Here is an 11,771-nt window from a genome sequence, read left to right on the forward strand (position 1 = left end):
CGTTTGCCTCCGAAGTCGGCAACACAACTTCACAAAGCTTCGCAATGGGACTACACCGGCTTGACGCAGTGTGCGCACCATGAAGTCTCCGGTTCCGCAAGGAATCACATCTGAGGAGAACCTTATGGCCCGCAAAGCACTTGCCGCTGTGTCCATCGCCCTGCTGTCGCTGGGCGCCGCGAGCGCGGCGCAGGCGCAGACCAGCGCCACCGTTGTCATCCAGGCTGGTACACCCGTCTACCGGCAACCCGCCCCGGTACTCGTGCAGTACCAGGCACCGCCCCCGCCCCGCTACGAGGTGGCACCCCACCCGCGCCGCGGCATGGTGTGGGTGCCCGGCCACTGGGAGTGGCGCGGCCACCGCCATGTGTGGATGCAGGGCTACTGGGTGAAGGCCCGCCCTGGCTACCACTACCGCGAGCCCCGCTGGGTCGAACACGGCGGCCGGTGGAACATGCAGCCCGGGGGCTGGGACCGAGATGGCGACGGTGTGCCCAACCGCCATGACCGGGACCGCGATGGTGATGGCGTGCCCAACCGCTACGACCATCGCCCGGACAACCCCTACCGCCGTTAAGCCGAGGGGCGGCCGCCTGCGGTAGCGCGCAGGCCAGCCCCAGAGCGCCCCCCTGCGCCTACGCCAGGGGCGGCATCGCGCCTACAGCGCGGCGCCGGGTGCCCGTGCACCATCGAAACACCCGGTTCCGCATCGAACCACCCACAGGAGACACTCATGGCCCGCCACCCGCTCACCGCAGCATCCCTCGCGCTTATGGCGTTTTTGGCCTTCGCTCCTGCGCAGGCCGCCACCCAGGGCACCGTCATCATTCAGTCCGGCCAACCCGAGCGCGGCTACCAGACTGCGCCCACCTACCAGGTGATTCCTGCGCCGCCACCTCCGCGCAATGAAGCGATGCCCCGCCCTCGCCGAGGCCAGGTATGGGAAGAAGGCCACTGGGAATGGCGTGGCAACCGCCACCATTGGGTGCGCGGCCACTGGGTGCAGGCGCGCAACGGTTACCAATATCGCCAGCCCCAGTGGATCGAACGCGAAGGCCGGTGGGAGATGCAACGCGGTGGCTGGGACCGCGACGGTGACGGTATCTCCAACCGCAACGACCGGGACCGCGATGGCGACGGTGTGCCCAACCGCCGTGACAGCCAGCCGGACAACCCGCGCCGCAATTGAGGGAGCAGCTCCCGCCGCGACCAGGGCGCTGAGCAGGCCCCGTCCCCGCGGTAGCAGCGAACACTGCTACCGAAGCAACAACACAGCCCGACCGAGCCCCGGAAAGTCCGCCACCACCTCGGTACCTGGCGCCACCAGCACGGTGCCGGTGCACGCCCCCGTGGTGACCCACTGCCCCGCGCGCAGCCCGCCCAGGCTGCGCGCGCCTTCGTTGGCCAGCCACACCAGCAGCCGCAGCGGGTCGCCCGCCGGATTGCCCCAGGTGGCATGCTGCACGGCCACGGCCCCGTTCACCGACAAGGTCACCGCTTGCGCCAGGGGCTGCACGGCAGCGACATCGGTCACCCCAGCCCCCACGATCAACGCCCCGTGGCAGGCCTGGTCGGCCAGACGGCTCCACTCGCCCTGTTGCGCCCAGGCAGCAAAGCGCGTGTCGCACACCTCAATGGCGGCGCGCACCGACACCACCGCCGCCAGCACCTCGGCGGCGCTGTAGGGCGTGGCGCGGGCGGGCAGGTCAACCCCCAGTTCGTACACCAGCTCCGCCTCCACGCCCATCACGGCAAAACCCGCGGCAGACAGAGCAACCGCCTCACCCGCTGCGGCCACCCACACCGAATCGCGCGTGAGAGCGGCCCGCGCGGGTTGCGCCTGGGGCGACGCGGCGCCGACCTTCCAGCCTGCGATCTCCCCGCGCGCACGCACCACGGCGTCCTGCACCGCGTAGGCCTCGGCGGCATCGCGTGGGCGAAGCCCTGCGGGAAAGTCCAGCGGGCGGGGGGTGCGCCCCTCCCGGGTCTGGGTGATGACGGCGGCGCTGGCGACAGGGTCCAAAGTGGCGGGGGGCATGGCAAAACTCTCAGTGGGACAAGGGGTCGGCGGATTATCGGCACCTTCACCAGCGGCCCCGCCCCGCTGCATCAGCAACGATTGCGACCCATTAGCAGCCGGAGTCGATCTTGCGCGCAGGCTTGGCCCCTAGAATCGGCCTCGCAGGAGAGCACGGCAGCCACAGGCCGCCGCTGCACCGAAGGCGCAAACTCCCATACACGCTCAGGTCCCGTACTGCACCATTCATCAAAGCCGTCTGGAGAGCCGCCTCGCGCAACGCGAAGCGCACCGAAGGAGCAAGCCGCAGCCCGGGTGGGTGGCGGTGAATCTCTCAGGTACCAAGGACAGGGGGAGCGGCAGCTAGGGCATTCATGCGCCAGCTGTTAGCTATTGAATTCATAGCTGCCAGCGCATGTTGTTCTAGCGCCAGAGCCCAGAAAGGCTTTGAAAATCATGCGCGTGATCGTTTTGGGCGCCGGCTTGCTCGGCGTGACTTCGGCTTATTTCCTTTCGCAACTCGGCCACGAGGTGACCGTCATCGACCGCCAGGGTGCGCCCGGTGCCGAGACCAGCTTTGCCAACGGCGGCCAGATCTCGGTGAGCCACGCCGAACCCTGGGCCAACCCCAGTGCGCCGCTCAAGGTGCTGCAGTGGCTGGGCAAAGAGGATGCGCCCCTGCTGTTCCGCATCCGCGCCGACATGCGCCAGTGGCTGTGGGGCCTGTCCTTTTTGCGTAACTGCACGCCAGCGCGCACGCGCCACAACATCGAGCAAATCGTGCGCCTGGGCACCTACAGCCGCGACACGCTGCAGCAGCTGCGCGCGGCAACCGGCCTCCAGTACGACCAGCGCACGCAGGGCATCCTCCACTTCTATACCAACCAAAAGGAATTCGACGGCGCGCTGGCCCCGGCCGAGCAGATGCGCCAGCTGGGCTGCGAGCGCCAGGTCATCAGCGCCGACGAGGCCGTGCGCCTTGAACCAGCGCTGGCCCACATCCGCCCACAACTGGCGGGCGCCACCTACACGGCCGAGGACGAATCGGGCGATGCCAACCAGTTCACGCGCGAGCTGGCCAAGCTGTGCGAGACGGCGGGCGTGCAGTTCCGCATGGGCCACCACATCACCGCATTGCGTGAAGTGGCTGGCCGCATAGACCACGTGGAAGTGACCAATGCCGAAGGCCGCTTCGAGCGCGTGCGCGGCGATGCGTTTGTGCTGGCCATGGGCTCGTTCAGCCCGCTGCTGGCACAGCCGTTGGGCATCCACCTGCCGATCTACCCGGCCAAGGGCTACTCGGTGACGATGCCGGTGAAAGACGCCAGCAAGGCGCACCAGGTGAGCCTGACAGACGACGAGTTCAAGCTCGTGTTCTCGCGCTACACCAGCGAACGCGGCGGTGATCGCCTGCGCATTGCCGGCACGGCCGAGCTGAACGGCTACGACCGCCACCTGAACCAGGTGCGCTGCGAGGCCATCGTGCGGCGCGTGGAGCAACTCTTCCCTGGCGCGGGCGACGCGAGCCAGGCCCAGTTCTGGAGCGGCCTGCGCCCCGCCACGCCCAGCAACGTGCCGCTGATCGGCAAGACGAAGGTGGGCAACCTGTTCCTCAACACCGGCCACGGCACGCTGGGCTGGACGCATGCCTGCGGCTCGGGCAAGGCGTTGGCCGACATCGTGAGCGGCCGCGTGCCCGAGGTGGACTTTGCGTTCCAGGGCTTGCAGGGGCGCGCGGCGGGCGCGGCGCTGGTGCCGTCGCGCACGGCGGCCTGAAGTAGCGCGCGATTGCAGCGAGGCAACGCTGCTGCAACCGCCGCGAGAGGCTGCGCCTACTTGGCGGCGCCTGTGGCGTGTGCCACAAACTGCGCCACGGCCAGCATGTCCTTCTCGCTCATGCGCTCGGCATAGGACGGCATCACGCCGATGCCTGCCTTGAGCGCACGCAGCACACGGCCGGCGTCGGGTTTCAGCTCATCCAGCACCGGGCCTACCTGGCCCTCGGCACCGGCGGCCTGCAGTGTGTGGCACACGGCGCAGGCGGGCTGGATCTTGGTGAACAGCTCCTTGCCCCGCGCCAGTTCGGCAGGGTCGGCGGCCCAGGCCGACGCACAGGCGCCAGCCGACCACACCGCCACGGCGAGGCGGCGCGCTCGGTTCAATCCACCCATGTCAGGCCACGGTCACGGTGACGGCGTGGTCGCGCCAGCTGGCGTTGTTGTAGCCGCCCAGGTTTTCCTCGCGCTGCTCGGCCTGCACATTGCCTGCCGTGTCGGTGGCGCGGCTGGCCAGCACATGGTTGCCCACCTCCAGGCGCACGGGCAGCGCAAACTGTCGCCAGGCAAAGGGGCCCAGATCGGGGCCGATGAGCTTGGCCGCCAACCAGGTCTTGCCGCCATCGGCCGACACCTCCACGCCCTTGATGCCGCGCGTGCCGCCAAAGGCCACGCCATGCACCTGCACCTGTCCGGGCTTGAGTGCCCCCTTGTCGGGCAAGGGGCCGTTGATCCACGACTTCACGCCCATCTCCCACACCGAAGGCTGGTCGGGGCTGGCCTTGCTGCCGGGCGGCGACATGCGGTAGCCGTGCGACATGATGCGCGCCTGCGACTGTGCGCTGGTAAACGCCACGCGCTTGACGTACTTGATGTTGTTCACGCCCTGGTAGCCGGGCACCACCAGCCGCAGCGGCCCGCCATGCGCCAGCGACAGCGGCTCGCCGTTCATCTCCCAGGCCAGCAGGGCGTCGTCCATCGCCTTCACGGGCACCGAGCGCTCCACCAGTACCGACAGCGGGTCCACACCTTCGGGCAGCTTCTCGCCCCCCGTGCCGGTCAGGTAGGCGGCACCATCGGCCAGCCCGCCCAGGGCGGCCACCACGTTGCGCAGCGGCACACCGCTCCAGACCACACAACCGGCGGCGCCCACCGACCAGGGGGTGCCGCTGGGCTTGCTGGGGAAAAAGCCCCGGCCATTGCCCGAGCACTGCAGCACGGTGGCCACGGTTTCCACGCCCAGCGTCTTGAGCTCAGCCAGCGTCAGGCTGCGCGGGCTCTTGACCCCTTCGACGGACACCGTCCACGCGTCGCGGTTGTCCAGGATGGCCGCGTCGGGCGCAGGCAGGTTGTTGCGCACGTACAGCTGGTTGGACGGCGTGATGACGCTGGTGCCGAACGCGGAGCGGCGCGTCTCCAGGGTGCTGCTGCTGTGCACGATCAACGCATCCGGCGACTTCCACCCCGCATAGGCGGGCAGCGGCTTGGCCGCAGAGGCTGCGGCCTGCTGGGCCCGCGCACTGCCCGTCCATCCGGCCAGGCCCAGCGCGCTCAGGGCGGCAGCACTTCCAGCCAGCATGTGGCGGCGCGGCAGGGTCATCGAATCTTTCATGGAAACGTCTCCAAATAGTGGGGTGGACAAAACCTTGTAGCCCCTCGCCATTGGGCGGTGACGGGGGATCGGGTCAGCCCGCATTCTGTAGGGCAGCTCCTCCTGCCGCACGCGCGGCGTCGTTAGCAGAAGTAACAAGAACAAAAGATCGGAAACATTCGTACGCAGGTGCGGGGGGCATGGGCATATTCGCGCTTTGTTTTGGGGAGAGGAGCAGCGCAATGAACACCACCAGAAAACCGAACCGAGGCCCGCTGGGACTGCTACTTGTCCTATGGCTGGGTTGCAGCGCAGCCCAGGCCCAGCTGACGGCCATCGTGGCCGTGGAACCCACAGCCCGCAAGGCGGCGCATTCCATCCTGCGCACCGCTGCCGAATCGGGCCTGTCGAAAGCCGCGGGCCAGTCGGTGGCACTGACGACCAGCGACGATATGGCCGACGTGATGCGCGCCACCCGCAGCGCGGGCTATGACATCTTCATTGGCCCCGCCCAGGTGGCGGCGTCTGCGTTGCAACGCGGCTACGAACTGGTGGGCGCAACGCAGAAATCAGACAGATACCTGCTGGTCGGGCTGCAGCAGTTGGCGACAGTGCCTGCGATGAAGGGCCGCAGGCTCTACCTGCCCCAGCAGGACTCGGTCTACACCTACATGGCGCGCGGCATGCTGAACGAGGCAGGACTGTCGTTCCAGGACCTGCGCGCCGTGCAGTACGAAAAATTTCCCCAGGCGGGCCTCACCGCCCTGACCCTGGGCACGGCCGATGCCACCGTGGTGCGCGAGGACGACTGGGCCGAATGGTCTGCGGCGCACCCCGGCATCGCGCGGGTGCTGGCCACGTCGCAGCCCGTTCCGGGCGGGTTCTCCATCGTGGTGAAAAAAGACCTGCCGGCGGATGCGCGCAACAAGCTGGCCCAGTGGTTCAACGCGTCGTCCTCCGCCAGCGGCCTGCCGCCAGTCTCCGTGCGCCCGGAGGCGGTGGAATACCGTCGCGTGGCCGAGCTGGGGCTGTTCACGCCCACCAGCCTGCCTGGGGTCAACCGTGTCACCGCGCGCGAGGCCCAGACCCTGCTGGCGCAGGGCGCCACGCTGGTGGATACCCGCACCGAAAAGGAATTCAAGACCAAGCGCATCCGCGGGGCCGTGTTCGCTGCGTATGTGGAAAAGAGCCTCAAGGACGTGGCCTTCAATGCCGCGCAGGATGACTTCCAGGCGCTGGACAAGCTCCAAGGGCTGGACAGAGCCAAGCCGGTGATTTTTGCGTGCAATGGCGCCGAATGCTGGAAGTCCTACAAGGCCGCCAAGGTAGCCTCCGCCAAGGGCTTCCAGTCGGTGTACTGGCTGCGCGGCGGGTTGCCCGAATGGGACGAAACCGGCCTGCCAACCGAAGGTGGCTAGGAGTCTGCGCAAGGCCTCTGGCCCCTGTCCTTACAATTGGTCGCTTCTCAACTCCCAAGGGCGCGCAAGGCGCCCTTTGTATGGAAATAGCAATACTGTTCGCCCTCATCTGTCTCAACGGCCTGTTTGCCATGTCAGAGATCGCTCTGGTCACGGCCCGCAAAGTCCGGTTGCAAAAGCTGATTGATGAGGGCGATAGCGGTGCCGCCGCGGCCGTGAAGCTGGGCGAAGACCCCACGCGCTTCCTCTCCACCATCCAGATCGGCATCACGTCGATCGGCGTGCTCAACGGTATCGTGGGCGAAGCCGCGCTGGCCGCGCCGCTGGCCTCGTGGCTGGAGCGCCTGGGGGTGCCACTGCCTTACGGCGGCTACGCGGCCACGGGCCTGGTGGTGGTGCTGATCACGTACTTCTCCATCGTGGTGGGCGAACTGGTGCCCAAGCGCATCGGCCAGTCGTACCCCGAGACCTTTGCCCGCCTAGTGGCACGGCCCATCAACTTTCTGGCGCTGGCCACCAAGCCGTTTGTGCTGCTGCTGTCGACGTCCACACGCACGCTGCTGCGCCTGTTGGGTGTGAAGGAAACCAGTGGCAGCCCGGTGACCGAAGAAGAGATCCACGCCATGCTGGTCGAAGGCACCACCGCCGGCGTGATCGAGTCGCACGAGCACACCATGGTGCGCAACGTGTTCCGCCTGGACGACCGCCAGATCGGCTCGCTGATGGTGCCGCGCGGGGATGTGGTGTGCCTGGACATCGATGCTCCGTTTGAAGACAACCTCCAATGCATTGAAGAGTCCGACCATGCGCGCTTTCCGGTGGTGCGCGGCGGCATGGACAACATCCTGGGGGTGATCAACGCGCGCCAGTGGCTGTCCCGCACCCTGCGCGACAAGGCGCGTGGTGGCCTGGCCGACCAGCCGCTGCAGACGGCGCTGTACGTGCCCGAGACCATCACGGGCATGGAGCTGCTGGACAACTTCCGCTTGTCGGACGTGCACATGGCCTTTGTGATCGACGAATACGGCGAGGTGCAGGGCATCGTCACGCTGCAGGACCTGATCGAGGCCATCACCGGCGAGTTCCAGCCGCGCGACCCCGAGACCTCGTGGGCGCTGCAGCGCGAGGACGGCAGCTGGCTGCTGGACGGCCACATCCCCGTGCCCGAGCTGAAGGACCGCCTGAACCTGGACGCCGTGCCCGAGGAAGAGCGCGGCCGCTATCACACCCTCAGCGGCATGATCATGCTGCTGACCGGCCGCCTGCCCAAGGTGACCGACACGGTGCAGTGGGAGGACTGGAAGCTGGAAGTGGTGGACATGGATGGCAAGACCATCGACAAGATCCTGGCCACGCGGCTGACGCCCGAGGAAAAAGCCGAGTCCGACGAGAACGGCGCGGGCTGACCGGCGTTGACGATGGCGGGGGCTGCTGCGCCAGCCAGCCCCCTCCCCTCGTCTACCTCAGGACGGCAAGGGCTCGCCGTCCACAAACACGGTCAACACACCGGTGTAGCCGTACAGATGGTGGTGGGCGATCTCGCCGCCCGCAAAAAAGCCAGCCAGTGGCACATCGCCCAGCGCATGGCGCACGATCTGCAGCTCGGCGCTGGGCCCGCCAAAATGCGGCCCGCCCCGGCCCGAGCAGCTCACATAGATCGCACCGCAAATGCGCCGCCCCGTCTGCGGTTGCGCTCCAGCATGTCCGGCAACGCCCGGCGCAGCGGCCAGTTCCCCTGGCGCGCCGGACGCCACCATGGGCGCGGGTTCCAGCTCCTCCGGCGATAGTTCCTCGCGGATCTCGGCGCAGATGCGCATGAGGTCCGCCCGTGCGGCCGCCACGTTGCGCTGGCAGAACGCCAGGTGCATGCCGGGCTCCACATGGTCGGCCAGGGCCACACCCCGGCGGGAGCCGTCCAACCCCAGGATATGGCGCACGCGCGTGTCGGTGCCAAAGTGGCCCGTGCGGCGCTGGCCCTGTGGCTGCTCACCCGCACTGACCAGCCCGGCCAGCGTGGCGCGCACCTTGCGCAGGGCAGGCTGCGGGTCGCCACTGTCGAGCGACACCTGCAGCGTATCGAGCAGCACATCCAGCGCCGGCTCGCCATCCAGCGCAAGCACCACGTTCTCCTGCGCGGCCGTGATGGTGTGCAGCGCGCCCACGGGCTGACAGCCCTGCGTGACGCGCGACACCAGCGACACGCCCGCGCCAAACGCCACGCCCGAGAGCCCCCCGTCAAACACCCCGCTGGCACCGCCCTGCCCGGCCATGTTGCCGTCGCCGCCCACGGCAAACTGCACGCTGGCCGTGCGGCTGGCGCTGAGGCCGCCAAACAGGTAGCCGGTGTCAGTGCGCGCTGCCATCTCGGTCAGCAGTTCGGCCAATTCCGGCGTGTGGCCGTCGGCATGCACCAGCGCTGTGTGGGCCACAAAGCCTGCGCTGGCATGCGGCGCATGGGCGGGCAGCGGCGCCACGCCAGAAAACACGCGGTACTGGTCGGCCGGCACATCGAGCAGCATGACCGACAGCGCGGGCTCGTCAAAGTACTCGGCATTGTTGGCCGATACGCCCACGCCCACGGTACCGCTCCAGTCGGTCACCTCGGGCAGTTCGCTGCTCAGGTAGTCGAGCAGCGCCTGGGCCTCGTTGGCATAGTGGTCGGTGATGTACAGCAGGCCCAGGGTGGGCGCCGACGCGTAGTCAGGCAGCGCCATCTGGGCGCGCAACTGCGCCAGTACCAGCGCAGCGGCCATGCGCCACTGCGGGTGGGTGGCATGGCCGGTGGGGAAGAGTTTCATGGTGATGGTCTCCAGGCCTGGGCGGGGGTGGGGCAGTGCCGCGCCATCTGCGGGCTGCCACACCGGCCCGCTTTGGCGTCAGCCCGCTCGCTTGCGTGCCGCAGGGCTGCGGGTGCTGCCGGCCTTTGTGGCGGCGGGTTTCGTGGTGGTTTTGCGGGCTGCGGGCTTCTTGGCGGCAGCGGCCTTTTTGGCAGTGCCCGCTGATGACGCGGCGGCGCGCTTGGCGCCGCCCTGCATGGTCTGCATGCCCTTCGCGGCAAACTGGCTGGCCATGCCGGTGGCCGTCTTGAGGGCTTCCTTGGCCAGGCCGGTGGCCATGTTCTTGGTGGTGTCGATGGCGGTCTGCTTGGCCGCGTCCTTCATGGCGTTGGTGGCAATCTGCTGGAACTGGCTCGTGAGCGCGCCCCACCACTGCATAGGGTCCACCACGGCAGGCTCGGCGGCCACCGCTGTCTTGCCCTTGGCTTTGCCTTTGGCGGGCTGAGGGGCGGGCTCGGTGTCAGCGGGCTCCTCCTCGGGCTCGTCGGCAGCGCTGGCGCGGCCCGTCACGCGGGCGGCAGCACCCGCCACGGCCTCGGCGGCGCCGGTCACCGTGTCAGCGGCTTTTTGCACGCCACTCATCACCGTGTCGGCGGTCTTGAGCTTGAAGGCGTTGGCCACGTCGCCCATGCTGAAGTTCATGCCCTTGAGCGTGGCCAGGGTCATCTTCTGCACCTCCAGCGCCTGGATGGTGGCGGCCAGCGCGCGCGAGTTCTGCTCCAGCCAGAACTGCACGGCCTTGAGCTCGTCGATGCGCTTTTCCAGCTCTTCGACGCTGATGGTGGGCGCCACCCAATTGCTGAGGTTGGGCAACTGCGGAATGCTGCTGGACGCCCCCTTGGCAAGGCTTTGCAGAAAGTCAAAACCGGGGACGAATTTGCCGAAACCGAAGTTGGATGTGTCGCTCATGGCCGCTCCGCAAGAGGTGGGTCGTGAGAACCTGCTGAAGGTTCTGAGGAGTCACAGCTTACTCCAATGCGTTGCGCTCGCGAAGGCGCCGCGGCGGCTGTCACCTCAGTGTTTATGCCCATCCATCATGCTGCCCGCCGTGGCGCCACCGGGTGCAGCGGTGCCCACCGGCAGCGTGAGGTTGAGCTTGCTTTCCACGCCCTTGGCGTCCTGGAACACCAGGGTGATGGGCACCGTGCTGTCCTTGGCCAGGGGCGCCTTCAGGTCCAGCAGCATGATGTGGTAGCCCCCGGGCTTGAGTTCCACCGTCTTGCCTGCGGGCAGGTCCAGCGTAGGCACCGCACGCATCTTCATGATGTCGCCTTCCATCTTCATCTCGTGCACCTCGGCAAGGCCGGCTGCGGGCGACTCGGCACGTACCAGGCGAGCACCGTCCTTGGCGGTCAGGCGCATGAATGCGCCCGTGGCCTTCTGGCCCTGCACGCTGGCACGCGCCCAGGCGCCTTCGACCTTGACGGCGGCGGTCTGGGCCCATGCAGGGGCACTCAGCAGTGCGGCAAAGACGGCAGCGGTGTGAAGCAGTTTTTTCATGGTGAATGTCTTTCGGTTTGCGAGAGGAAAAAGGGAAGCTGCAACAGGCTCTGGGTCCGACTGTCAATGATTGTGGGCAGCGGCGCCACCGGTGGGCAGAATCTCCAGCGCAGCGGCAGGGGACTTCAGGTCCGACAGCTGCTGGCCTGCCTTGGGCACGTCGGTCCAATCGTTACGGCCCTCGGTGCAGACCTGGCGCACCGGCCAGTACACGGTGCCCGCCTGCTCCGGCGCCTGGGCCACGAGCACAAACTCGTCGTAGTGAGCGCTCTGCAACATGTCGTCCGGCGTCTTGGCCGTCCAGGTGATGCGCACCACGTCTTCGGTGATGCTGCGGCCGTGGCTGGCGTAGGGCTGGGCCAGCTTGTCGCGCTGCACCTCCAGCGTCCAGCCCGGCTTGGGCATGGGGCGTGCACCGCGCATGCCTGCAGGGATGTCCACCACGACCTGCCGCGTGGGCGACGCGCCGCAGCCGTGGCCGACCTTGAACGCGGCCTTGTAGCTGGCGCCGGCCGGGGCCACCTGGTATTCGAGCACCACATGGGCAGATGCAGTGCCAAACAGGGCTGTAGCGCTAGTCAAACATGCGGCAGCAGCTATCTTTTTCATAGTATTCAGAGACATGGGATATTT

General features: G+C 67.8%; 12 protein-coding genes and 1 riboswitch. Of the genes, 5 read left to right on the top strand and 7 right to left on the bottom strand.

The features are described 5' to 3' along the window. The first annotated feature begins 124 nt into the window (after positions 1-124). Together N4G42_RS21945 and N4G42_RS21950 are read left to right on the top strand one after the other, a co-directional pair. A complete protein-coding gene (locus N4G42_RS21945) occupies positions 125-577 on the top strand; it encodes a YXWGXW repeat-containing protein (RefSeq protein WP_056065441.1) in 453 nt (150 codons plus the stop codon). A 156-nt stretch (positions 578-733) separates the two neighbouring features. Continuing rightward, complete coding sequence (locus N4G42_RS21950) at positions 734-1,189, top strand: YXWGXW repeat-containing protein (RefSeq protein WP_056065438.1); 456 nt, start codon at positions 734-736, stop codon at positions 1,187-1,189. Between the two features lie 66 nt (positions 1,190-1,255). Here N4G42_RS21950 and N4G42_RS21955 read toward each other — a convergent pair whose 3' ends face one another. Continuing rightward, on the bottom strand, positions 1,256-2,038 hold the full coding sequence (locus N4G42_RS21955; RefSeq protein ID WP_260668727.1) for a 2-keto-4-pentenoate hydratase: 783 nt from the start codon (positions 2,036-2,038) through the stop codon (positions 1,256-1,258). Positions 2,039-2,266: 228 nt separating this feature from the next. Further along, positions 2,267-2,378, top strand: a riboswitch (glycine riboswitch). Between the two features lie 95 nt (positions 2,379-2,473). Between N4G42_RS21955 and N4G42_RS21960 the strand changes: the two genes are divergently transcribed. Next, on the top strand, positions 2,474-3,793 hold the full coding sequence (locus tag N4G42_RS21960; RefSeq protein ID WP_260668728.1) for a D-amino acid dehydrogenase: 1,320 nt from the start codon (positions 2,474-2,476) through the stop codon (positions 3,791-3,793). 56 nt (positions 3,794-3,849) lie between these two features. Here the strand turns inward: N4G42_RS21960 and N4G42_RS21965 are convergent, their stop codons facing one another. Next, the gene (locus tag N4G42_RS21965; protein ID WP_056065430.1) at positions 3,850-4,188 is read right to left on the bottom strand and encodes a c-type cytochrome; all 339 of its coding nucleotides are present in this window, start codon (positions 4,186-4,188) and stop codon (positions 3,850-3,852) included. A 1-nt stretch (position 4,189) separates the two neighbouring features. Then, positions 4,190-5,404, bottom strand: coding sequence for a sulfite oxidase (locus N4G42_RS21970; RefSeq protein WP_260668729.1), 1,215 nt, complete (start codon positions 5,402-5,404; stop codon positions 4,190-4,192). A 221-nt stretch (positions 5,405-5,625) separates the two neighbouring features. Here N4G42_RS21970 and N4G42_RS21975 point away from each other — a divergent pair, with 221 nt between their 5' ends. Both N4G42_RS21975 and N4G42_RS21980 read left to right on the top strand, forming a co-directional pair. Continuing rightward, complete coding sequence (locus tag N4G42_RS21975; RefSeq protein WP_260668730.1) at positions 5,626-6,801, top strand: rhodanese-like domain-containing protein; 1,176 nt, start codon at positions 5,626-5,628, stop codon at positions 6,799-6,801. An 80-nt stretch (positions 6,802-6,881) separates the two neighbouring features. Next, positions 6,882-8,207, top strand: a complete 1,326-nt coding sequence (locus N4G42_RS21980; RefSeq protein WP_056065422.1) for a hemolysin family protein — start codon at positions 6,882-6,884, stop codon at positions 8,205-8,207. A 57-nt stretch (positions 8,208-8,264) separates the two neighbouring features. Here N4G42_RS21980 and N4G42_RS21985 read toward each other — a convergent pair whose 3' ends face one another. From N4G42_RS21985 to N4G42_RS22000, 4 genes are all read right to left on the bottom strand, one after another. Further along, on the bottom strand, positions 8,265-9,599 hold the full coding sequence (locus N4G42_RS21985; RefSeq protein ID WP_260668731.1) for an FIST N-terminal domain-containing protein: 1,335 nt from the start codon (positions 9,597-9,599) through the stop codon (positions 8,265-8,267). Positions 9,600-9,677: 78 nt separating this feature from the next. Next, entirely contained in the window at positions 9,678-10,547 is an 870-nt protein-coding gene (locus tag N4G42_RS21990) for a PhaM family polyhydroxyalkanoate granule multifunctional regulatory protein (protein WP_260668732.1), read from the bottom strand. A 105-nt stretch (positions 10,548-10,652) separates the two neighbouring features. Next, a complete protein-coding gene (locus N4G42_RS21995; RefSeq protein WP_260668733.1) occupies positions 10,653-11,138 on the bottom strand; it encodes a copper chaperone PCu(A)C in 486 nt (161 codons plus the stop codon). 63 nt (positions 11,139-11,201) lie between these two features. Next, positions 11,202-11,762, bottom strand: a complete 561-nt coding sequence (locus tag N4G42_RS22000) for a YcnI family protein (protein ID WP_260668734.1) — start codon at positions 11,760-11,762, stop codon at positions 11,202-11,204. Positions 11,763-11,771 lie beyond the last annotated feature (9 nt).

The organism is Acidovorax sp. K2F, from assembly GCF_025246485.1.
In the GTDB taxonomy this organism is placed as follows: Bacteria; Pseudomonadota; Gammaproteobacteria; order Burkholderiales; family Burkholderiaceae_C; genus Acidovorax; species Acidovorax delafieldii.

What these genes read in the sequence shown, in the direction of transcription:
- N4G42_RS21945 (WP_056065441.1), top strand. Translation starts at nt 125, where the DNA reads ATGGCCCGCAAAGCACTTGCCGCTGTGTCCATCGCCCTGCTGTCGCTG.
- N4G42_RS21950 (WP_056065438.1), top strand. Translation starts at nt 734, where the DNA reads ATGGCCCGCCACCCGCTCACCGCAGCATCCCTCGCGCTTATGGCGTTT.
- N4G42_RS21955 (WP_260668727.1), bottom strand. Translation starts at nt 2,038, where the DNA reads ATGCCCCCCGCCACTTTGGACCCTGTCGCCAGCGCCGCCGTCATCACC.
- N4G42_RS21960 (WP_260668728.1), top strand. Translation starts at nt 2,474, where the DNA reads ATGCGCGTGATCGTTTTGGGCGCCGGCTTGCTCGGCGTGACTTCGGCT.
- N4G42_RS21965 (WP_056065430.1), bottom strand. Translation starts at nt 4,188, where the DNA reads ATGGGTGGATTGAACCGAGCGCGCCGCCTCGCCGTGGCGGTGTGGTCG.
- N4G42_RS21970 (WP_260668729.1), bottom strand. Translation starts at nt 5,404, where the DNA reads ATGAAAGATTCGATGACCCTGCCGCGCCGCCACATGCTGGCTGGAAGT.
- N4G42_RS21975 (WP_260668730.1), top strand. Translation starts at nt 5,626, where the DNA reads ATGAACACCACCAGAAAACCGAACCGAGGCCCGCTGGGACTGCTACTT.
- N4G42_RS21980 (WP_056065422.1), top strand. Translation starts at nt 6,882, where the DNA reads ATGGAAATAGCAATACTGTTCGCCCTCATCTGTCTCAACGGCCTGTTT.
- N4G42_RS21985 (WP_260668731.1), bottom strand. Translation starts at nt 9,599, where the DNA reads ATGAAACTCTTCCCCACCGGCCATGCCACCCACCCGCAGTGGCGCATG.
- N4G42_RS21990 (WP_260668732.1), bottom strand. Translation starts at nt 10,547, where the DNA reads ATGAGCGACACATCCAACTTCGGTTTCGGCAAATTCGTCCCCGGTTTT.
- N4G42_RS21995 (WP_260668733.1), bottom strand. Translation starts at nt 11,138, where the DNA reads ATGAAAAAACTGCTTCACACCGCTGCCGTCTTTGCCGCACTGCTGAGT.
- N4G42_RS22000 (WP_260668734.1), bottom strand. Translation starts at nt 11,762, where the DNA reads ATGTCTCTGAATACTATGAAAAAGATAGCTGCTGCCGCATGTTTGACT.